This is a genomic window from Klebsiella quasipneumoniae subsp. quasipneumoniae (assembly GCF_020525925.1).
In the GTDB taxonomy this organism is placed as follows: domain Bacteria; phylum Pseudomonadota; class Gammaproteobacteria; order Enterobacterales; family Enterobacteriaceae; genus Klebsiella; species Klebsiella quasipneumoniae.
In genome coordinates this window covers 4,559,028-4,580,834 of record NZ_CP084876.1, presented here as the reverse complement: position 1 = coordinate 4,580,834, position 21,807 = coordinate 4,559,028, and the positions used below count along the sequence as shown (strand labels likewise).

Sequence of the window (21,807 nt, the reverse complement as noted above, 5' to 3'; positions counted from 1 at the left end):
TCCTCCGCAACCCCTTCGCCTGTCTACTATATTTAATTCGTGTTTTTAAAAATGCTGGCGTAATTCACTGCGATAAGACGCCAGCGCTGGTGAAAAAACGAGGACATCACGATGACCAGACTAAAGAATGCCAATATGTTGCTGGCGCTCTTCTTAGGCTTAGCCGCGTTGAACGCCTCGGCAGAGACGGAAAAAACAACGGTAGACAGTGCGAAGTCAGCTGCCAGCAATGCGGGAGAGGCGGTAGACAATTCGATTAATAAAGTCGGCGATTTTATGGACGACAGCACTATTACCGCACGGGTAAAGGCGGCGCTGATCGACCATAAAGATATTAACTCCGGCGATATTTCGGTGAAAACGGAAAACAAAGTGGTCACCCTCAGCGGCGACGTCACCAGTGCTGAACAGAAAAGTCAGGCGCTGAGCGTGGCAAAAGCGGTCGAAGGCGTCTCTCAGGTCAACGACAAGCTGACGGTGCAGCACAAATCGTCGAGTGAGACGGCGACGCTGAAAGGCTATGCCGGGGACACCGCTATTACCAGCGAAGTGAAGGCTAAGCTGCTGGCGGATGACATTGTCCCTTCGCGCAATGTGAAAGTCGAAACTAACGCCGGCGCAGTGCATCTGACCGGTACGGTGGCTTCCGCGGCGCAGGCTGAGCGCGCCGCAGAGATTGCGAAAGCGGTTTCCGGTGTGAAAAGCGTCCGCAACGATCTTAGCGTGAAGTAAATCGAGTTATTAACAAAAGTGTTGTCTGGCCAAGGTTGCCGAACGAATAGCAGCACCCACTGAGCGATGAGCTTTCCAGAAAGGGTGCGCAAACCGCTGTTCACCGTCCATTATGGTAAGGAGAAAAGTATGTTTCGATGGGGAATTATTTTTCTGGTCATTGCATTAATTGCTGCGGCCCTGGGCTTTGGTGGTCTGGCGGGTACTGCCGCTGGCGCCGCGAAAATCGTCTTTGTCGTCGGGATTATCCTGTTCCTGGTGAGCCTGTTTACAGGACGCAGACGTCCGTAGAGGGACAACAATCCGGGCGATGCTGAAGCCTGAGCGTTTTTACTGACACGTCGTCTTACACAAAGCCAGTCCTGCGGACTGGCTTTCGCGGTTTAAGCGATGGGCAAATTGCGTTACCTTGTCAGGAGAAGACTAATCGAACAGGAAAGCAGGGTGGGGCAACGCATTCCCGTTACGCTGGGCAATATCGCCCCGCTGGCGGTTAAACCCTTCCGACCAGGCAAGCTGGCGCTGGTGTGTGAAGGCGGGGGACAGCGAGGGATTTTCACCGCCGGGGTTCTGGACGAATTCATGCGCGCCGGATTTAACCCCTTTGACCTGATGCTGGGGACCTCCGCGGGGGCGCAAAACCTCTCCGCTTACATGTGTAATCAGCAAGGCTATGCCCGCAAAGTCATCACACGCTACACCACCTCACGCCAGTTTTTCGATCCGATGCGCTTTGTGCGCGGCGGCAACCTTATCGATCTCGACTGGCTGGTGGAGGCCACCTCGCAGCAGATGCCGCTGGCCATGAACTATGCCGAAACGCAGTTCGCGTTGGGCAAAGAGCTGTGGATGTGCGCCTGTCGCGGCGACGATTACTCCGCCAGCTATTTTTCACCGACGCCGCAAACCTGGCTGGATCTGATCCGCGCCTCCAGCGCCATCCCCGGGTTTTACCGCAGCGGCGTGTTGCTTGACGGCGTTAGCTACCTTGACGGCGGCGTCAGCGATGCGATCCCGGTACAGGAGGCGGCCCGCCGCGGCGCTCAGACCATCGTGGTGATCCGCACTGTCCCTTCGCAGATGTTTTACACCCCGGAGTGGTTTAAGCGGATGGAGCGCTGGCTGGGGGAGAGCAGCCTGCAGCCGCTGGTCAATCTGGTGCATCATCACGAAACCACCTATCGCGCCATCCAGCAGTTCATCGAAAAACCGCCCGGCAAACTGCGGATCTTCGAAATCTATCCCCAGCGGCCGCTGCGCAGCATGGCGCTTGGCAGCCGACTGCCGGCGCTGCTGGAGGACTACAAAACCGGACGCCAGTGCGGCCGTTATTTCCTGGCCACCGTGGGTAAACTGCTGGCCGACCGGCCGCCGCTGTTGCGCCACGCGCCGCGTATCGCCCGGCCTGCGCCGGTGGTGGTGCCGCCGGTGCCGGTGGCCAATGAAGCGCCGCAGGCGACCATCATCGCTGCGCCGCAGGCCAATGACGCAAGCTTTAATCATGAGGATCTGGCGTGACGCACCGTTTTATCGATACCCACTGCCATTTCGATTTTCCCCCCTTCGCGGAAGATGAGGTCGCCAGCCTGGCGCGTGCGGCGCAGGCCGGCGTCGGGCGAATTATCGTTCCGGCCATCTCCGCTGAGCGTTTTAGCCGCGTGCTGGCGCTGGCGGCGCAGCACGAGGCGCTGTATGCCGCGCTGGGCCTGCATCCGATTGTCATCGAGCAGCACACCGATGAGGGGCTGGCGCAACTGGAGGCGTCGCTGGCGCAGCGCCCGCCAAAACTGGTGGCGGTGGGGGAGATTGGTCTCGATCTCTATCGCGACGAGCCGCAGTTCGATCGTCAGCAGGCGCTGCTGGAAGCGCAGCTGTGTCTGGCGAAGCGTTACGATCTGCCGGTGATCCTCCACTCCCGACGCACCCACGATAAGCTGGCGATGCTGCTGAAAAAACATGCCCTGCCGCGTACCGGGGTGGTACATGGCTTCGCCGGCAGCCTGCAGCAGGCCGAGCGTTTCGTGCAGCTTGGCTATAAGATCGGCGTTGGCGGCACCATTACCTATCCCCGCGCCAGCAAAACCCGCGAGGTGATGGCGCGTCTGCCGCTTTCAGCCCTGCTGCTGGAGACCGATGCCCCGGATATGCCGCTCAATGGCTTCCAGGGCCAGCCCAATCGCCCGGAGCAAGCTGCGCGGGTATTTGACGCCCTGTGCGAACTCCGGTCGGAGCCGCCGGCAGCCATAGCCGAAGGGATAATGCGCAACACGCTTGCCTTGTTTTCCCTGCCCTCAGCCACTGTATGGTGATCGAATTCTCATAATTGTTCATCCATATCATTGATTTGCGTAAAATGTGTGATGCTTGGCAGGCAGGATAGTTTCATGCCGATATAATCACGCCGTTAGTGCTGGACTATCAAAACACAGGGAATCTGTATGCAAATCCTCATGGGACTTATCGGCATGGTGGCGCTTTTGGCCATTGCTGTGCTGCTCTCCAATAATCGAAAAGCCATTAACCTGCGTACTGTGCTCGGCGCCTGGATAATCCAGGTGGGTATCGGCGCGTTGATATTGTATGTACCGGCCGGGCGCTCGGCGCTGTTAGCGATGTCGAACGGCGTCGCCCGCGTAATTGCCTATGGCAATGAAGGGATCGGTTTCATCTTCGGCGGGCTGGTCTCCGATAAAATGTTCGAGGTGTTTGGCGGCGGCGGCTTTGTCTTTGCCCTGCGCGTGCTGCCGGTGATCGTCTTCTTCTCGTCGCTGATTGCCGTGCTTTACTACCTGGGCATTATGCAGCTGGTCATTCGCATTCTCGGCGGCGCGCTGCGGGCGGTACTGAAGACCTCGCGTACCGAATCGCTGTCGGCCACGGCGAACATCTTCGTTGGTCAGACCGAAGCGCCGCTGGTGGTGCGTCCTTATATCGCCACTATGACCCGCTCGGAGCTGTTTGCGGTCATGTGCGGCGGCCTGGCCTCGGTGGCAGGTTCCGTGCTGGCGGGCTATGCGCAGATGGGCGTTCCGCTGGAGTACCTGATTGCCGCGTCGTTTATGGCGGCGCCGGGTGGATTGCTGTTTGCCAAAATTATCGTACCGGAAACGGAAACGCCGGACGATAACCCGGCTCATGACCGCCAGAGCGCTGACGCGGATAAACCGGCCAACGTGCTGGACGCCGCCGCCTCCGGCGCCGCGTCTGGTATGCAGCTGGCGCTCAACGTCGGCGCGATGCTGCTGGCGTTTATCGCGCTGATCGCCCTGCTGAACGGCATTCTGTCCGGCGTCGGCGGCTGGTTTAACCATCCGGAGCTGTCGCTGCAGATGATCCTCGGCTGGGTCTTCTCACCGCTGGCGTGGGTGATCGGCGTGCCGTGGCACGAAGCGACGGTAGCGGGGTCGTTTATCGGCCAGAAGCTGATCATTAACGAGTTCGTGGCCTATATGAACTTTGGCGAGTATCTGAAGGCGGACGCCGAGGTGGCGGCGGCCGGGCTGCAGGTTATTTCAGATCACACTAAAGCCATTATCTCTTTCGCGCTGTGCGGATTCGCTAACCTGTCATCGATCGCCATCCTGATCGGCGGCCTCGGGGGGATGGCGCCCAACCGGCGTCAGGATATCGCCCAGCTTGGGCTGCGTGCGGTGGCGGCGGGGACGCTGTCTAACCTGATGAGCGCCACCATCGCCGGGGTTTTCCTCGCCCTCTAAGCCAGTTCCCTCAACCAGCGGCCGCCGCGTCGCTGGTTTTATTGAGTTTGTGAAAATTCCATCATTTCTGACTTTCAGAAAAATAGCTTATATTTCAAAATATAATAATTGTATCACCGGCTGGGTGGGCAAAATGTGCGCCACGGTGTCGAGAGTCTCTGTCATTGTGTGTTAGAATTATCACATCCTCATTGGGTGCGGAGTTTCGATTATGCTTAAGAGGGGCGTGAGGATAATTGCCGCGGTATGCGCTGATATTTTGTGATTAAAGTCACATTACAGTAATGCAAATTAGTAAGTAGTTTTCATTAACTGTGATGAATGTCGAAGTGTAGCGGCGAGTGAATGTTACAATAGTAACAGACTCGCAAGGTGAACAAACTATTGAACCGGCACTGCGCCGGCGGAGTATGAAATGACTGATTTAAAAGCAAGCAGCCTGCGCGCGTTAAAACTGATGGACCTGACCACCCTGAACGACGACGACACCAATGAGAAGGTGATTGCCCTGTGTCATCAGGCGAAAACCCCGGTGGGTAACACCGCGGCGGTCTGCATCTATCCGCGCTTCATCCCGATTGCCCGTAAAACGCTGAACGAGCAGGGAACGCCGGATATCCGCATCGCTACGGTCACCAACTTCCCGCACGGTAATGACGATATCGACATTGCGCTGGCGGAAACCCGCGCGGCGATCGCTTACGGCGCCGATGAAGTGGACGTGGTGTTCCCGTACCGCGCGCTGATTGCCGGTAACGAGCAGGTCGGCTTCGAGCTGGTGAAAGCCTGTAAAGAGGCCTGCGCGGCGGCCAACGTGCTGCTGAAAGTGATCATCGAAACCGGTGAGCTGAAAGAAGAAGCGCTGATCCGTAAAGCGTCTGAAATCTCTATCAAAGCCGGGGCCGATTTCATCAAAACCTCGACCGGTAAAGTGCCGGTGAATGCCACGCCGGAAAGCGCGCGCATCATGATGGAAGTCATCCGCGATATGGGCGTTGAGAAAACCGTTGGCTTCAAACCGGCGGGCGGCGTGCGCAGCGCGGAAGATGCGCAGCAGTTCCTGGCGATCGCCGATGAGCTGTTTGGCGCCGACTGGGCCGATGCCCGTCACTACCGCTTTGGTGCCTCCAGCCTGCTGGCCAGCCTGTTGAAAGCTCTGGGTCACGGCGACGGCAAGAGCGCCAGCAGCTACTGATTGTCAGACATTGCCGGATGACGCTTCGCTTATCCGGCCTACAGGATCGTAGGGCGGGTAAGCTTAGCGCCACCCGCCACCATTCACCCGATTCCTCATGGGGGTTACCGTGTTTCTCGCACAAGAAATTATTCGTAAAAAACGTGATGGTCAGGCATTAAGCGATGAAGAGATCCGCTTTTTCATCAACGGCATCCGCGACAATACTATCTCAGAAGGGCAGATCGCCGCGCTGGCGATGACCATCTTCTTCCACGATATGTCTATGCCGGAGCGCGTTTCGCTGACCATGGCGATGCGGGATTCCGGTACCGTTCTGGACTGGAAAAGCCTCAACCTTAACGGCCCGATCGTCGATAAACACTCCACCGGCGGCGTCGGGGATGTCACTTCGCTGATGCTGGGACCGATGGTGGCCGCCTGCGGCGGGTATGTGCCGATGATTTCCGGCCGCGGACTCGGCCATACCGGCGGTACCCTGGATAAACTGGAAGCGATCCCGGGCTTCGATATCTTCCCGGACGACAACCGCTTCCGCGAGATTATTAAAGATGTCGGCGTGGCGATTATCGGGCAGACCAGCTCCCTCGCTCCGGCGGACAAACGTTTCTATGCCACCCGCGATATTACCGCGACGGTGGACTCCATCCCGCTGATCACCGCCTCGATCCTTGCCAAGAAGCTGGCGGAAGGGCTGGATGCGCTGGTGATGGACGTCAAAGTCGGCAGCGGCGCGTTTATGCCGACTTATGAACTTTCCGCCGCGCTGGCGGAAGCGATCGTCGGGGTCGCCAACGGCGCCGGCGTGCGCACCACCGCGCTGCTGACCGATATGAACCAGGTGCTGGCCTCCAGCGCCGGGAACGCCGTTGAAGTTCGCGAAGCGGTCCAGTTCCTGACCGGCGAATACCGCAACCCGCGTCTGTTCGACGTGACGATGGCGCTGTGTGTAGAGATGCTGATTTCCGGCAAGCTGGCGGCGGACGATGCCGACGCGCGCGCGAAGCTGCAGGCGGTACTGGATAACGGTAAAGCGGCGGAAGTCTTTGGCCGTATGGTCGCGGCGCAGAAAGGACCGAGCGACTTTGTCGAGAATTATGATCATTATCTGCCGACGGCGATGCTGAGCAAAGCAGTCTATGCTGATACCGAAGGTTTTGTCAGCGCGATGGATACACGCGCGCTGGGTATGGCAGTGGTTTCTATGGGCGGCGGCCGCCGTCAGGCATCAGACACCATTGACTATAGCGTTGGCTTTACCGAGATGGCGCGTCTGGGTGACCGCGTGGACGGACAGCGTCCGCTGGCTGTGATCCATGCCAAAGACGAGAACAGCTGGCAGGAGGCCGCGAAAGCGGTCAAAGCGGCCATTAAACTGGACGATAAAGCTCCGGAAATTACACCGACAGTCTATCGCCGTATCACCGAATAGCGATATACTGATCTGATCGCTTTTTTGCAGCGCAAGATGTATGGAGAACAAGATGAAACGTGCATTTATCATGGTGCTGGACTCCTTTGGGATTGGCGCAACGGAAGACGCAGACCGCTTTGGCGACGTCGGCGCCGATACCCTGGGCCACATTGCGGAAGCCTGCGCCAAAGGCGAGGCTGACCACGGCCGCAAAGGCCCGCTGAATTTACCGAACCTGACCCGTCTGGGGTTGGTGAAAGCGCATGAAGGCTCTACCGGTAAAATTGCCGCCGGAATGGATGGCAATGCCGAAGTGATTGGCGCCTGGGCCTGGGCGCATGAACTCTCTTCTGGTAAAGATACGCCGTCCGGCCACTGGGAAATCGCCGGCGTGCCGGTGCTGTTTGACTGGGGCTACTTCAGCGATCATGAAAACAGCTTCCCGCAGGAGCTGCTGGATAAGCTGGTGAAACGCGCCAACCTGCCGGGCTACCTCGGCAACTGCCACTCTTCCGGGACGGTGATCCTCGATCAGCTCGGCGAAGAGCATATGAAAACCGGGAAACCGATTTTCTATACCTCCGCTGACTCCGTGTTCCAGATCGCCTGTCACGAAGAGACCTTTGGCCTCGACAAGTTGTATGAGCTGTGCGAAATCGCCCGTGAAGAGCTGACCGAAGGCGGCTACAACATTGGCCGCGTCATCGCTCGTCCGTTTATCGGCGATAAAGCCGGTAACTTCCAGCGTACCGGCAACCGTCACGATCTGGCGGTCGAACCGCCGGCGCCGACCGTGCTGCAGAAGCTGGTTGACGAGAAGAACGGCCACGTGGTGTCTGTCGGTAAGATAGCGGACATCTACGCAAACTGCGGCATCACCAAAAAAGTGAAAGCCACCGGTCTGGACGCGCTGTTCGACGCGACCATCAAAGAGATGAAGGAAGCCGGCGACGAGACTATCGTCTTCACCAACTTCGTCGACTTTGACTCCTCCTGGGGCCACCGTCGCGATGTCGCCGGCTACGCGGCGGGTCTGGAACTGTTCGACCGCCGTCTGCCGGAGCTGATGGAGCTGGTAGGGGAAGACGACATCCTGATCCTCACCGCCGACCACGGCTGCGACCCGACCTGGACCGGTACCGACCACACCCGCGAGCATATTCCGGTGCTGGTGTACGGCCCGAAAGTGAAACCAGGATCGTTAGGCCACCGCGAAACTTTCGCGGACATCGGCCAGACGCTGGCGACATACTTTGGTACCTCGCCAATGGCGTACGGTAAAAACATGCTGTGATGCAATTGCCCGGTGGCGCTCAGCGATCCGGGCCTACGGTTTTGTCGGCCGGGTCAGGCGTAGCCGCCGCCCGGCAAAAACAACAATGTAAAAGGAACTGAAGATGGCAACTCCTCACATTAACGCAGAAATGGGCGATTTCGCTGACGTAGTCTTGATGCCGGGCGACCCGCTGCGCGCCAAGCACATTGCAGAAACCTTTCTCGAAGACGTGCGTGAAGTGAACAACGTGCGCGGCATGCTGGGCTTCACCGGCACCTATAAAGGCCGCAAAATCTCCGTCATGGGCCACGGGATGGGTATTCCGTCCTGCTCTATCTACACCAAAGAGCTGATCACCGATTTCGGCGTCAAGAAAATCATCCGCGTCGGCTCCTGCGGCGCGGTGCGCGAAGACGTCAAACTGCGCGACGTGGTGATCGGTATGGGCGCCTGCACCGACTCCAAAGTGAACCGTCTGCGTTTTAAAGACCACGACTTCGCGGCGATTGCCGATTTCGGCATGGTGCGTAACGCGGTAGACGCGGCGAAAGCGCTGGGCGTTGACGCGCGCGTCGGCAACATCTTCTCTGCAGACCTGTTCTATACCCCGGACCCGTCCATGTTCGACGTGATGGAAAAATACGGCATCCTGGGCGTGGAAATGGAAGCGGCGGGTATCTACGGCGTGGCGGCGGAATTCGGGGCGAAAGCGCTGACCATCTGCACCGTGTCTGACCATATTCGTACCCACGAGCAGACCACTGCCGCGGAGCGTCAGACCACGTTCAACGACATGATTAAAATCGCGCTGGAATCCGTGCTGCTGGGCGATAAAGAGTAAAAGCTGTTGTGCCGGGCGGCGGCTTCGCCTGACCCGGCCTGCGGTTTTCCAGGCCCGCTAAGCGCTACGCCAGCGGGCTTTTTTTAACGTACCGCGCCGGCAATCCACACCGACAGCGCTTTGAGTTCCGCTTCCTGCTCCGGGAAGTCCTCCATCAGCGCCTCACACTGCTGCTGCAAAACCTCAGCCCGATACTGACAGCCGATTAAGCGTTCCGCCAGCGCCTCCAGCGGCGCCGGATTCAGGCTATCGGTAAAGGCCTGCGCGCGGGTGATATGGCCCTTCTCAACGTCAAAATGCAGCTCGACGCCGCCCCAGGGGAAACGCTCGTCCAGCAGGTGGGAAAAGGCAGGCGCCTGGCCGAAGTTCCACTCCCAGCTGCTCTGGCGTGCGAAAGTGCCGGCAAAGTTCGGCAGGTCCGGCGTGTTGTCCGGGGAGATCACCTCGGCGTCTACCCGTTCGCCGTAATGGCTGAAGAACGCCTCCTGGATCGCCTCGCAAACTTGCTGATGGGTAATGCCCGGCAGCAGCTCAACCAGGTTCGCCACCCGCCCGCGCACCGAGGTAATGCCTTTAGCCTGCAGCTTTTTCTGGTCCGGGTTGAGGTAGTTGGCGAGACGGCTTAGATCGGCGTTGAGCAGCAGGGTGCCGTGGTGAAAACCGCGGTCCATGGTTTCACGATAGGCGGAGCCGGAGACTTTGCGGTCGCCGCTGTCGGTTTTGACCACCAGATCGTTGCGCCCGGAGGCGTCGGCGGTTACGCCCAGTGAATTGAGCGCCGCCAGCACAATAGCGGTGGAGACGGTTTTGTCGTACTCCGGTTTGCCTGCCATAAAGGTAAAGCAGGTATTGCCGAGGTCGTGGAACACCGCGCCGCCGCCGCTGCTGCGACGGGCCAGCCGCACATGATCTTCCTCCATGCGGCGGGTATTACACTCCTTCCACGGGTTCTGCGCGCGGCCGATGACCACGGTATCGGCATTGCGCCACAGGAACAGCACCCGCTGGGTGGCGGGCATCTGGCGGAAAATGCACTCCTCGACCGCCAGGTTGAACCACGGGTCGTAAGAGTCAGAAAGCAGGAGGCGCAGTGTGGACATTATAGATTTCCTTTCTTTTCATCGTCTTCATCCTCAACCGGCTTGTTGGCGGTGAGCAGGAAGGGCGATTGCTGCCAGCGGGTGCGTTTGCCCTGCAGCAGCGTGCGGGTCAGTACCACGCCGATGGCCAGGGACAGCAACAGCATCAGGCGTAAGATATTGGTGGTATTATCCACCTGCTTCGCCTCGGTCGCCAGCGTATGGGTATCGAGGGTCAGACGCAGGTAGCCCAACGGACCGTTTTTTCCCGGCACCGGCTCGACAATCTGCTGGTTAAAGTAGCCGCCGGCTTTCTTACCATCCAGCGCCAGCCGGTCGCGAACCTCGACGCTTTCGCCAGAGCGCGCCACCAGGTCGCCCTGGTCGTCATATACCCCGGCGTCCAGTACGCGGCTGTTGTGGGTGAGCTGCGTCAACAGCTGATTGATGCGCTTTTCGTCCGGCGTCTCGCTGCGCATCAGCGGCGCGAGATTCAGCACCACCTGCTGCGCCAGCGTGCGGGCCAGCTCTTCCAGCTGCGGATTGCGTTGTTTCTGACTGTTCTGACTGAACCACGAGGCGCCCTGCATCAGCGCGACGAGCAGGGCGAGACAGATAAGGACAATGACCGCACGATGCAGCCGGAATTTCAGTTTTGCGCGAACCATATTCCACCTTTGAAAATTTGCAGCTTAATGTTGCCAGAAGCGCTGGTTACAAGGTAGCCTCATGCGTTATTTTCCTCGCCTGAATGAAGAGATGTGGAGCCGTAATGCCTAACAGTTTGACCTGGTGCGACCTGCCTGAAGACGTTTCCCTGTGGCCTGGGTTGCCGCTTTCCCTGAGCGGTGACGAGGTCATGCCGCTGGATTATCACGCCGGGCGCAGCGGCTGGCTGCTGTACGGGCGTGGGCTGGATAAACGCCGTCTGACGGACTGGCAGCGTGAGCTGGGCGCCGCGTTAGTGATCGTCGCCTCCTGGGTGGTCGAGGATTACCAGGTGATCCGCCTGGCCGGTTCGCTGACCCCCCGTGCGACGCGGCTGGCGCATGAGGCGGGGCTGGACGTCGCGCCATTGGGTAAAATCCCTCATCTGCGCACCCCGGGACTGCTGGTGATGGATATGGACTCCACGGCGATCCAGATCGAATGCATCGATGAGATCGCGAAACTGGCCGGCACCGGCGAGCTGGTATCTGAAGTGACCGAGCGGGCGATGCGCGGGGAGCTGGACTTCACCGCCAGCCTGCGCCAGCGCGTGGCGACGCTGAAAGACGCTGATGCCAGCATTCTGCTGCAGGTTCGCGACGCGCTGCCGCTGATGCCGGGCCTGACGCAGCTGGTGCTCAAGCTGGAAACGCTGGGCTGGAAGGTGGCGATCGCCTCCGGCGGCTTCACCTTCTTCGCCGAGTATCTGCGCGATAAGCTGCATCTCGACGCGGTGTTCGCCAACGAACTGGAGATCCGCGACGGCAAGCTCACCGGCAACGTGCTCGGCGATATCGTCGATGCCAAATACAAAGCCAATACGCTGCGCAAGCTGGCGGAAAAGTATGCGATCCCAACGGCGCAGACCGTGGCCATCGGCGATGGCGCCAACGACCTGCCGATGATTAAGGCTGCCGGGCTTGGCATCGCGTATCATGCTAAGCCTAAAGTGAATGAACAGGCGGAAGTGACTATCCGCCACGCTGACCTGATGGGGGTATTCTGTATTCTCTCGGGCAGCATGAACCAAAAGTAAGAGGTAAACGTGGCGAAAGCTCCAAAACGCGCATTTGTCTGTAATGAATGTGGTGCGGATTACCCGCGCTGGCAGGGGCAGTGCAGCGCCTGCCATGCCTGGAATACCATCACCGAGATGCGCATCGCCGCGTCGCCGCAGGTGGCGAGAAACGAGCGTTTGTCAGGCTACGCCGGTCACGCCGGCGTCTCGAAGGTGCAGAAGCTGTCAGACATCAGCCTGGAGGCGCTGCCGCGTTTCTCCACCGGTTTTAAAGAGTTCGACCGCGTACTCGGCGGCGGCGTGGTGCCGGGCAGCGCCATCCTGATTGGCGGTAACCCCGGCGCGGGGAAATCGACGCTGCTGCTGCAGACGTTGTGCAAGCTGGCGGAAGGGATGAAAACGCTGTACGTCACCGGGGAGGAGTCCCTTCAGCAGGTGGCGATGCGCGCCCATCGCCTTGGGCTGCCGACGGCGAACCTGAACATGCTGTCGGAAACCAGCATTGAGCAGATCTGTCAGATTGCCGAGGAAGAAAAACCGCAGCTGATGGTGATCGACTCTATCCAGGTGATGCATATGGCCGACGTTCAGTCGTCGCCGGGCAGCGTCGCCCAGGTACGTGAAACGGCGGCCTACCTGACGCGCTTTGCCAAAACACGCGGCGTGGCGATCGTCATGGTCGGCCACGTCACCAAAGACGGTTCGCTGGCCGGCCCGAAGGTGCTGGAGCACTGTATTGACTGCTCGGTGCTGCTGGACGGCGATGCCGACTCCCGCTTCCGCACTCTGCGCAGCCACAAAAACCGCTTTGGCGCGGTGAACGAGCTGGGCGTCTTCGCCATGACCGAGCAGGGGCTGCGCGAAGTGAGCAACCCATCCGCTATCTTCCTCAGCCGGGGAGATGAAATCACCTCCGGCAGCTCGGTGATGGTGGTCTGGGAAGGGACCCGCCCGCTGCTGGTGGAGATCCAGGCGCTGGTGGATCACTCGATGATGTCCAACCCGCGCCGCGTGGCGGTGGGGCTGGAACAGAACCGTCTGGCGATCCTGCTGGCGGTGCTGCATCGCCACGGCGGCCTGCAGATGGCCGATCAGGACGTTTTCGTCAACGTGGTCGGTGGGGTGAAGGTCACGGAAACCAGCGCCGATCTGGCGCTGCTGCTGGCGATGGTCTCCAGCTTGCGCGATCGCCCGCTGCCGCAGGACCTGGTGGTCTTTGGCGAAGTGGGGTTGGCTGGCGAAATTCGCCCGGTGCCGAGCGGTCAGGAGCGTATCTCCGAAGCGGCGAAGCATGGCTTCCGCCGCGCCATCGTCCCGGCGGCCAATGTGCCGAAAAAAGTGCCGGAAGGCATGCAAATCTTTGGTGTGAAAAAGCTTTCAGACGCGCTAAGCGTTTTTGACGACTTATAATAAGTTAAAAGGAGATTAGCGATGTCGTCATTTGACTATTTAAAAAGCGCCATAAAGCAGAAAGGCTGTACCCTGCAGCAGGTGGCGGAAGCCAGCGGGATGACCAAGGGGTATCTCAGCCAACTGTTGAATGCCAAAATCAAAAGCCCGAGCGCGCAGAAGCTAGAAGCGCTGCATCGTTTCCTCGGGCTGGAGTTTCCCCGCCGACAGAAAAGCGTCGGCGTGGTGTTTGGTAAATTTTACCCGCTGCATACCGGGCACATCTATTTGATTCAACGCGCCTGTAGCCAGGTCGATGAGCTGCATATCATCATGGGCTATGACGACACTCGCGACCGCGAGCTGTTTGAAGAGAGCGCCATGTCGCAGCAGCCGACGGTGCCTGACCGCCTGCGCTGGCTGCTGCAAACTTTTAAATATCAGAAGAATATTCGCATCCATGCCTTCAATGAAGAGGGGATGGAACCCTATCCGCACGGCTGGGATGTGTGGAGTCATGGTATCCGCGCTTTTATGAGCGAAAAAGGGATCGAGCCGAACCGGATCTATACCTCGGAAGAGGCCGATGCGCCGCAGTACCTTGAGCATCTGGGGATCGAGACGGTGCTTATCGATCCTAAGCGGACCTTTATGAATATTAGCGGCGGCCAGATCCGCGAGAACCCGTTCCGTTACTGGGAATATATTCCGACGGAAGTGAAACCGTTCTTTGTGCGGACGGTGGCGATCCTCGGCGGCGAGTCGAGCGGGAAATCAACGCTGGTTAATAAGCTCGCCAATATCTTCAATACCACCAGCGCCTGGGAATATGGCCGGGATTATGTCTTTTCGCATCTCGGCGGCGATGAGATGGCGCTCCAGTATTCGGATTACGATAAAATAGCCCTCGGGCATGCCCAGTATATTGATTTCGCAGTGAAATATGCCAACAAGGTGGCGTTTATCGATACCGACTTCGTCAGCACTCAGGCGTTCTGCCTGAAGTACGAGGGGCGAGAGCACCCGTTCGTGCAGGCGCTGATTGATGAATACCGCTTCGATCTGGTGATCCTGCTGGAGAACAATACCCCGTGGGTGGCCGATGGGTTACGCAGCCTTGGGAGTTCGGTGGATCGTAAAGAGTTTCAGTCGCTGCTGGTGTCGCTGCTGAAAGAGAATGAGATCGAGTTCGTCCATGTTAAGGAGTCGGACTACGATACGCGCTTCCTGCGCTGCGTCGAGCTGGTGAAGCAGCTGATGGGGGAGCAGGGGTAGATCCTCTGCGGGCTGATGCCCTCACCCCGGCCCTCTCCCGGTGGGAGAGGGAGCAAACATTAAAAAAGGCAACTTGCGTTGCCTTTTTGCATTTTATTTTGAGATACGTTTGTACTTGATTCGCTTCGGCTCCAGCGCGTCGGCGCCGAGGGTGCGTTTCTTGTACTCTTCGTACTCGGTAAAGTTACCTTCAAAGAACTCCACCTTACCTTCATCCTGGTAATCCAGAATGTGGGTGGCGATACGGTCAAGGAACCAACGGTCGTGCGAGATAACCATCGCGCAGCCCGGGAACTCCAGCAGGGCGTTTTCCAGCGCGCGCAGGGTTTCGATATCCAGGTCGTTGGTCGGTTCATCGAGCAGCAGTACGTTACCGCCAACCTGCAGCAGCTTCGCCAGGTGCAGACGACCGCGTTCACCGCCGGACAGTTCGCCAACGCGTTTGCCCTGGTCTACGCCTTTGAAGTTAAAGCGGCCCACGTAGGCGCGGCTCGGCATCTCGGTGTTGCCGATCTTCATGATATCCAGACCACCGGAGACCTCTTCCCACACGGTCTTGCTGTTGTCCATCGCGTCGCGGAACTGATCGACGGAGGCCAGCTTAACGGTTTCGCCCAGGGTGATGGTGCCGGAATCTGGCTGTTCCTGGCCGGACATCATGCGGAACAGCGTTGATTTACCCGCGCCGTTCGGGCCGATGATGCCGACGATAGCGCCCTTCGGTACCGAGAAGCTCAGATCGTCGATCAGCACGCGGTCGCCGTAGGATTTACGCAAGTTGCTGACTTCCAGAACTTTATCGCCCAGACGCGCGCCTGGCGGAATGAACAGTTCGTTGGTCTCGTTACGTTTCTGGTATTCAACGTTGTTGAGCTCTTCAAAGCGCGCCAGACGGGCTTTGCCCTTGGACTGACGGCCTTTCGCGCCCTGGCGAACCCACTCGAGCTCTTTCTCGATGGATTTGCGACGCGCGGCTTCCTGAGAGGCTTCCTGCGCCAGACGCTGATCTTTCTGCTCCAGCCAGGAGGAGTAGTTGCCTTCCCACGGAATACCTTCGCCGCGGTCAAGTTCGAGGATCCAACCGGCGACGTTATCGAGGAAGTAACGGTCGTGGGTAATTGCCACCACGGTGCCTTCGAAGTCGTGCAGGAAGCGTTCCAGCCAGGCGACGGACTCGGCGTCCAGGTGGTTGGTCGGTTCGTCGAGCAGCAGCATGTCTGGTTTTTCCAGCAGCAGGCGGCACAGCGCGACGCGGCGGCGTTCACCACCGGAAAGATTGGCGATTTTCGCATCCCAGTCCGGCAGGCGCAGGGCGTCGGCCGCGCGCTCCAGCTGCACGTTCAGATTGTGGCCGTCGTGCGCCTGGATAATTTCTTCGAACTTGCCTTGCTGTGCGGCAAGCTTATCGAAGTCTGCATCCGGCTCGGCGTATTTGGCATAGACTTCGTCCAGGCCCTTCAGCGCGTTAACCACTTCGGCGACCGCTTCTTCAACGGACTCGCGCACGGTGTGCTCCGGGTTGAGCTGCGGCTCCTGCGGCAGGTAGCCGATTTTAATGCCAGGCTGCGGACGCGCTTCACCTTCGATCTCGGTGTCGATACCGGCCATGATGCGCAGCAGGGTAGATTTACCGGCGCCGTTCAGACCGAGCACACCGATTTTTGCGCCAGGGAAAAAGCTGAGGGAGATATTTTTCAAAATATGACGTTTCGGCGGAACCACTTTGCCGACACGATGCATGGTATAAACGAATTGAGCCACGTTGGACTTCGCCTCTTTCTATTTTGATAGATAGTTCAAAGCCGAAGTGTAGCCTTTTTCGCGCGCTAATCCCAGCGAGGCGACAGGATTCACAGAAGCGTAAAAAAATGTTCAGGACATGGCGCGTTTAGCGTTGTCTGATTAGCATAAGTAAAGCCGCCTGCCGAACCGGCAGGGGCTTTTAAGCGGCACGATGCTGCGAAAATGCACCTGAAAGAGGAAGAGCTTGTGGAAAAAGCCAAAAAAATGGCGTGGCATCTTTTGGCTGCCAGCGTTGGTCTGTTGGCGTTGAGTCAGCTGGCGCATGCGGATTCACTGGATGAACAGCGCAGCCGCTACGCACAAATTAAGCAGGCGTGGGATAACCGGCAGATGGATGTGGTTGACCAGCTGATGCCCACGTTAAGCACCTATCCCCTGTATCCCTATTTGCAGTACCGGCAGATTACCGACGATCTGATGAACCAGCCGGCGCTGGTGGTGAAAAACTTTATTGACGCCAACCCGACGCTGCCCCCCGCGCGTTCATTACGTTCGCGCTTCGTGAATGAACTGGCCCGGCGCAGCGACTGGCGCGGCTTGCTGGCGTTTAGTCCCGATAAGCCGACCAGCACCGAGGCGCAGTGCAACTACTACTACGCCAAACTGAGCGTGGGGCAGTCGCAGGAGGCCTGGAGCGGAGCGAAAGACCTCTGGCTGACGGGCAAGAACCAGCCCGGCGCCTGTGAACCGCTGTTCAGCGCCTGGCGCGACTCCGGCCAGCAGGATCCGCTGGCTTATCTCGAACGGATCCGCCTGGCGATGAAGGCCGGCAATATCGGGCTGGTGAAATCGCTGGCCCAGCAGATGCCCGCCAATTACCAGAGCATCGCCAGCGCCGTGGTCGCTCTGGCTAACGATCCTAACAGCGTCCTGACCTTTGCCCGCACCACCGGGGCGACGGACTTTACCCGCCAGATGGCCGCCGTCGCCTTCGCCAGCGTCGCCCGTCAGGATGTGGAAAATGCCCGTTTGATGATCCCTTCGCTGGTGCAGGCCCAGCAGCTCAATGAGGATCAGACCCAGGAGCTACGCGATATTGTCGCCTGGCGCCTGATGGGGAACGATGTGACCGAAGAGCAGGCCATCTGGCGCGACGATGCGATTATGCGATCGCAGTCCACGCCGCTGGTGGAGCGGCGGGTGCGGATGGCGCTGGGGACGGGCGATCGCCATGGCCTGAATACCTGGCTGGCGCGCCTGCCGATGGAGGCGAAAGAGAAAGACGAATGGCGCTACTGGCAGGCGGATCTGTTGCTGGAGCGCGGCAGGGACGAGGAGGCGCAGGCGATCCTCCGGTCGTTGATGCAGCAGCGCGGTTTCTACCCGATGGTCGCCGCACAGCGTCTCGGCGAGGAGTATACCTTCCGCATCGATAAAGCGACTGGCACGCTCGATCCGGCGCTGGCTTCCGGTCCGGAGATGGCCCGGGTACGCGAGCTGATGTACTGGAATATGGATAACACCGCGCGCACCGAATGGGCGAATCTGGTCACCAGCCGCACGAAATCTCAGCAGGCGCAGCTGGCGCGCTATGCCTTCGATCAGCACTGGTGGGATCTGAGCGTGCAGGCGACGATCGCCGGCAAGCTGTGGGATCAGCTGGAGGAGCGCTTCCCGCTGGCCTATAACGATCTGTTTGCCCGCTATATCAGCGGTAAAGATATTCCGCAGAGCTACGCGATGGCCATTGCCCGCCAGGAGAGCGCCTGGAACCCGAAAGTGCGCTCGCCGGTCGGCGCCAGCGGGCTGATGCAGATTATGCCGGGCACCGCGACGCATACCGTCAGCATGTTCCGCATTCCCGGCTACAGCGGCCCGTCGCAGCTATTGGATCCGGAAACCAACATCAACATCGGCACCAGCTATCTGCAGTACGTTTACCAGCAGTTCGGCAATAACCGCATCTACGCCTCGGCGGCCTATAACGCCGGGCCGGGTCGGGTACGCACCTGGCAGGGGAACAGCGCCGGACGGATCGACGCCGTGGCGTTTGTCGAGAGTATTCCGTTCTCGGAAACCCGCGGCTACGTGAAGAATGTCCTCTCCTATGACGCCTACTACCGCTACTTTATGGGACAGCAGGATAAGCTCTTCAGCGATGCGGAGTGGCGGCAGCGTTACTGATCGCCGGGAAGTATGTTATGCTTTGTACTCGTTGAAGAGTACATTCGACGGGCAGCGTAAGCTGCCCGTCTCAATATGGTGGCGCGATATGACCCAACAATCTCCCTATTCCGCGGCCGTTGCCGAACAACGTCATCAGGAGTGGCTGCGCTTTGTGGCGCTGCTACAGCAGGCCTATGCGCAGGATCTGCATTTGCCGCTGCTGCAGCTAATGCTAACCCCTGATGAGCGCGAAGCGCTGGGAACCCGGGTGCGCATTATCGAAGAGCTGCTGCGCGGCGAGATGAGCCAGCGCGAGCTGAAAAATGAGCTCGGCGCCGGCATTGCGACCATTACCCGCGGGTCGAACAGCCTGAAGTCGGCGCCGGTTGAGCTGCGCCAGTGGCTGGAGCAGACGCTGCTGGCTAGCGATAAATAGCGTTGTGGAACGGGCTTAACGCCAGCACGACCGCCTGATGGTAAACGCTGCTGCGGGTTAATTTGCCGCCGGTGAAAACCCCAATCGCCCCCTCTTTACGACCGATCTGATCGATGCCGGTATACTGCGACATGACCGGCCCGAGGGCTTCGCCAGCGCGAACCTGCTCAAGAATAACGTCAGGCAACGGCAGCGTGGCTGAGCGCGCTTCTCCGCGCTGGCTGGCGCTTTCGATGACCACCCAGCTAAAGGTACTGCCATCGTCAATTCCGGCTTCGATGGCGACCCAGAAATCGGCATGGGGCTGGGCGAGGCGCGCATTAGCGACGCGATTTCGTGCGCCAGCGCGCGTTTCCTCGCTGCCGAAGGGCTGTTCCGGCACGCCGCTCTCGACGGATACGGACTCAATGTGGCAGGATCCTTCGCCGAAAATCTCGTCAAAAGCCTGCAGAATTGCCTGAATTTTGGCGGGATTAGTGGTCGCTGAGACAACATGGTGCATAATCAAAACAACTCAGAATAAACTAACGTCATCGCAGTATACTCTAAATCACCCCCAGGGCAGGCGGTAATGCCCGAAAGCGGTCGATAACGAGTTCAGAACGGAAAAAAAGCATGTTACAGGTATACCTTGTTCGCCACGGTGAAACGCAGTGGAACGCCGAGCGACGTATTCAGGGTCAGTCCGACAGCCCGCTGACCGCACACGGTGAGCGCCAGGCCTGGCAGGTTGGCGAGCGCGCCAGAACGCTGGGGATCACCCATATCATTACCAGCGATCTGGGACGAACCCGCCGCACAGCAGAGATTATCGCCGAAGCCTGCGGCTGCAGCGTGATCGCCGATGCGCGCCTGCGCGAGCTGGATATGGGGGTGCTGGAGAAGCGCCATATCGACTCGCTCAGCGAAGAAGAAGAGGGCTGGCGCCGCCAGCTGGTCAACGGCACGCCGGATGGTCGTATTCCTCAGGGCGAATCGATGCAGGAGCTTAGCGAACGCATGCATGCGGCGCTGGCAGCCTGTCTGGAATTACCGGCCGGTAGTCGACCACTGCTGGTGAGTCATGGTATCGCGCTGGGCTGCCTGGTGAGCACGATTTTAGGGCTGCCGGCGTACGCAGAGCGTCGTCTGCGTCTGCGCAACTGCTCTATCTCGCGCGTCGATTATCAGCAGAGCCCGTGGCTGGCTTCCGGCTGGGTGGTGGAAACGGCGGGCGACGTCTCGCATCTTGACGCCCCCGCGATGGACGAGCTGCAGCGTTAACGGCGGATCGGGATCAGATATTCGCAGCGCAACTGAATCGGCGTGGCCTGATCCCGGCTTTCATCTTCAGGATAGAAGCGTTCAATATCCAGCCCCTTGCGACGCGTCAGGTTCAGCATCGGCATGCAGGTGCCGTAGACCGTCAGGATGAATTCCTGCAGGCCGGTACCCAGCCCTTCATACGTAAACATGACATACTCGCCGCCCTCCAGCGTCACCGGATGGGCGTTCTGCAGGTGGCCGTTAGCCATCTCCGGCGTCAGCGCGGTGGTATAGAACACTTCCTGTTCATCGTCTTTCTCCAGGCTCGGACGCGGTTCATGCAGCCCATAGAGCACCGGGGGGATCGACGGCGAGTTGCCGAGGAAATCGCGCCAGAACTGGACCCGCATCTGGTTGCGGAAGTCGGAGATTTCCTCCAGCTTACAGGTATAGCTCTGGGTTACCCCCAGCAGTTGAGTCGTGGGCAGGGCGACAAATTCATGTTTCGGCAGGGTAAACTCGCCAAGACGCAGCGGCGGACGCATACCGAACGAGCTCCAGTCCGGCGAGCGGCGGTAGAGCGCCGGCGTCAGCGAGAACTGCTTCTTAAACGCCCGGGTGAAGGTCTGCTGGGAGTCGAAACGGTACTGCAGCGCAATATCAAGGATTGGACGGGCGGTAAGGCGTAATGCGACAGCTGATTTCGACAACCGGCGCGCGCGAATATAGGCACCGATGGCATGGCCGGTGACATCCTTAAACATTCGCTGCAAATGCCACTTGGAATAACCCGCCTTCGCCGCCACATTGTCCAGAGAAAGCGGCTGATCCAGGTGACCTTCCAGCCAGCTAAGGAGATCGCGAATAATCCCTGCTTGATCCATAAAATGTCCCCATCCTTAAACACAGGTGCCTGATATTAAAGTAGCGGATAATAGCATTTTTTGATGTTTTAGCATTCAGTGTTTTTTTTGCTTTTAAATGCGGTAGGTCCGTGGATCTGAACGAGAATTTTGTAAAGCTGTGATCTATAAACCTTTTCCGCAAAGTGCGTGATAATCACTCAGCTATATTTTTTAAGAATGGTAACAATATGAAATACAAGAAGTTTGCGATGGGTCTGCTGCTGCTGGCCGGCTGCCAGGTCGCTCAGGCGGAGCAGATTGGTTCCGTGGATACGGTCTTCAAATGGTTAGGGCCGGATCACAAAATTGTCGTCGAAGCCTTTGACGATCCGGATGTGCAGAACGTGACCTGCTATATCAGCCGGGCGAAGACCGGCGGGATCAAAGGCGGGCTGGGTCTGGCGGAAGATACCTCCGACGCGGCCATCTCCTGCCAGCAGGTCGGGCCGATTGAGCTGACGGACAAAATCAAAAATGGCAAAAGCCAGGGCGACGTGGTGTTCCAGAAGCGCACCTCGCTGGTGTTTAAAAAGCTACAGGTCGTTCGCTTCTATGATGAGAAACGCAATGCGCTGGTCTACCTGACCTATTCGGATAAAGTGGTTGATGGTTCGCCGAAGAACGCCATCAGCGCCGTGCCGATTATGCCCTGGAATAAATAAACGGGAG

21 protein-coding genes are annotated in these 21,807 nt (G+C 58.8%); 16 read left to right on the top strand and 5 right to left on the bottom strand.

Annotated elements, in window-relative coordinates:
- The first annotated feature begins 111 nt into the window (after window positions 1-111).
- From osmY to deoD, 9 genes are all read left to right on the top strand, one after another.
- Complete coding sequence (gene osmY, locus LGM20_RS22000) at window positions 112-732, top strand: molecular chaperone OsmY (RefSeq protein WP_017901234.1); 621 nt, start codon at window positions 112-114, stop codon at window positions 730-732.
- 129 nt (window positions 733-861) lie between these two features.
- Window positions 862-1,023 carry a DUF1328 domain-containing protein gene (locus tag LGM20_RS21995; RefSeq protein ID WP_002887716.1) on the top strand — a complete coding sequence of 54 codons (162 nt, stop codon included), beginning with the start codon at window positions 862-864 and terminating at the stop codon, window positions 1,021-1,023.
- 153 nt (window positions 1,024-1,176) lie between these two features.
- The gene (locus tag LGM20_RS21990) at window positions 1,177-2,250 is read left to right on the top strand and encodes a patatin-like phospholipase family protein (RefSeq protein WP_023291890.1); all 1,074 of its coding nucleotides are present in this window, start codon (window positions 1,177-1,179) and stop codon (window positions 2,248-2,250) included.
- Window positions 2,247-3,041 carry a metal-dependent hydrolase gene (locus tag LGM20_RS21985; RefSeq protein ID WP_044525304.1) on the top strand — a complete coding sequence of 265 codons (795 nt, stop codon included), beginning with the start codon at window positions 2,247-2,249 and terminating at the stop codon, window positions 3,039-3,041. Before LGM20_RS21990 ends, LGM20_RS21985 begins: the two co-directional genes overlap by 4 nt.
- A 129-nt stretch (window positions 3,042-3,170) precedes the next feature.
- Complete coding sequence (locus LGM20_RS21980) at window positions 3,171-4,448, top strand: NupC/NupG family nucleoside CNT transporter (protein ID WP_023291892.1); 1,278 nt, start codon at window positions 3,171-3,173, stop codon at window positions 4,446-4,448.
- 415 nt (window positions 4,449-4,863) lie between these two features.
- On the top strand, window positions 4,864-5,643 hold the full coding sequence (gene deoC, locus LGM20_RS21975) for a deoxyribose-phosphate aldolase (RefSeq protein ID WP_004886530.1): 780 nt from the start codon (window positions 4,864-4,866) through the stop codon (window positions 5,641-5,643).
- Between the two features lie 109 nt (window positions 5,644-5,752).
- Window positions 5,753-7,075, top strand: a complete 1,323-nt coding sequence (deoA, locus tag LGM20_RS21970) for a thymidine phosphorylase (RefSeq protein WP_032429093.1) — start codon at window positions 5,753-5,755, stop codon at window positions 7,073-7,075.
- Window positions 7,076-7,127: 52 nt separating this feature from the next.
- Complete coding sequence (gene deoB / locus LGM20_RS21965) at window positions 7,128-8,351, top strand: phosphopentomutase (protein WP_023291895.1); 1,224 nt, start codon at window positions 7,128-7,130, stop codon at window positions 8,349-8,351.
- Window positions 8,352-8,454: 103 nt separating this feature from the next.
- Window positions 8,455-9,174, top strand: a complete 720-nt coding sequence (gene deoD, locus LGM20_RS21960; RefSeq protein WP_002887789.1) for a purine-nucleoside phosphorylase — start codon at window positions 8,455-8,457, stop codon at window positions 9,172-9,174.
- 83 nt (window positions 9,175-9,257) lie between these two features.
- On the opposite strand, the gene lplA is transcribed toward deoD, so the two are convergent.
- Both lplA and LGM20_RS21950 read right to left on the bottom strand, forming a co-directional pair.
- Complete coding sequence (lplA, locus tag LGM20_RS21955; protein WP_023291896.1) at window positions 9,258-10,274, bottom strand: lipoate--protein ligase LplA; 1,017 nt, start codon at window positions 10,272-10,274, stop codon at window positions 9,258-9,260.
- Entirely contained in the window at window positions 10,274-10,921 is a 648-nt protein-coding gene (locus LGM20_RS21950) for a YtjB family periplasmic protein (RefSeq protein WP_023291897.1), read from the bottom strand. Before LGM20_RS21950 ends, lplA begins: the two co-directional genes overlap by 1 nt.
- A 104-nt stretch (window positions 10,922-11,025) precedes the next feature.
- On the opposite strand from LGM20_RS21950, the gene serB reads away from it, so the two are divergent.
- From serB to nadR, 3 genes are read left to right on the top strand one after another with little or no spacing between them, the layout of a single operon-like run.
- A complete protein-coding gene (gene serB, locus LGM20_RS21945) occupies window positions 11,026-11,997 on the top strand; it encodes a phosphoserine phosphatase (protein ID WP_044525305.1) in 972 nt (323 codons plus the stop codon).
- A 9-nt stretch (window positions 11,998-12,006) separates the two neighbouring features.
- A complete protein-coding gene (gene radA, locus LGM20_RS21940) occupies window positions 12,007-13,389 on the top strand; it encodes a DNA repair protein RadA (protein ID WP_023291899.1) in 1,383 nt (460 codons plus the stop codon).
- A gap of 21 nt (window positions 13,390-13,410) precedes the next feature.
- Entirely contained in the window at window positions 13,411-14,643 is a 1,233-nt protein-coding gene (nadR, locus tag LGM20_RS21935) for a multifunctional transcriptional regulator/nicotinamide-nucleotide adenylyltransferase/ribosylnicotinamide kinase NadR (protein WP_004886547.1), read from the top strand.
- 93 nt (window positions 14,644-14,736) lie between these two features.
- Here nadR and ettA read toward each other — a convergent pair whose 3' ends face one another.
- A complete protein-coding gene (gene ettA, locus LGM20_RS21930; protein WP_023291900.1) occupies window positions 14,737-16,404 on the bottom strand; it encodes an energy-dependent translational throttle protein EttA in 1,668 nt (555 codons plus the stop codon).
- A 228-nt stretch (window positions 16,405-16,632) separates the two neighbouring features.
- On the opposite strand from ettA, the gene sltY reads away from it, so the two are divergent.
- Both sltY and trpR read left to right on the top strand, forming a co-directional pair.
- Window positions 16,633-18,570 carry a murein transglycosylase gene (gene sltY / locus LGM20_RS21925; protein WP_044525328.1) on the top strand — a complete coding sequence of 646 codons (1,938 nt, stop codon included), beginning with the start codon at window positions 16,633-16,635 and terminating at the stop codon, window positions 18,568-18,570.
- An 88-nt stretch (window positions 18,571-18,658) separates the two neighbouring features.
- The gene (gene trpR / locus LGM20_RS21920; protein ID WP_004204213.1) at window positions 18,659-18,988 is read left to right on the top strand and encodes a trp operon repressor; all 330 of its coding nucleotides are present in this window, start codon (window positions 18,659-18,661) and stop codon (window positions 18,986-18,988) included.
- Here the strand turns inward: trpR and yjjX are convergent.
- Window positions 18,975-19,490, bottom strand: coding sequence for an inosine/xanthosine triphosphatase (gene yjjX, locus LGM20_RS21915; protein ID WP_032452387.1), 516 nt, complete (start codon window positions 19,488-19,490; stop codon window positions 18,975-18,977). The two genes, trpR and yjjX, sit on opposite strands and share 14 nt — an antisense overlap.
- 113 nt (window positions 19,491-19,603) lie before the next feature.
- Here yjjX and gpmB point away from each other — a divergent pair, with 113 nt between their 5' ends.
- A complete protein-coding gene (gpmB, locus tag LGM20_RS21910) occupies window positions 19,604-20,251 on the top strand; it encodes a 2,3-diphosphoglycerate-dependent phosphoglycerate mutase GpmB (RefSeq protein ID WP_004204216.1) in 648 nt (215 codons plus the stop codon).
- Here the strand turns inward: gpmB and robA are convergent.
- Window positions 20,248-21,117, bottom strand: a complete 870-nt coding sequence (robA, locus tag LGM20_RS21905; protein WP_004204217.1) for an MDR efflux pump AcrAB transcriptional activator RobA — start codon at window positions 21,115-21,117, stop codon at window positions 20,248-20,250. The two genes, gpmB and robA, sit on opposite strands and share 4 nt — an antisense overlap.
- 209 nt (window positions 21,118-21,326) lie before the next feature.
- Between robA and creA the strand changes: the two genes are divergently transcribed.
- Complete coding sequence (creA, locus tag LGM20_RS21900) at window positions 21,327-21,800, top strand: protein CreA (protein WP_044525306.1); 474 nt, start codon at window positions 21,327-21,329, stop codon at window positions 21,798-21,800.
- The last annotated feature ends 7 nt before the right edge of the window (window positions 21,801-21,807 follow it).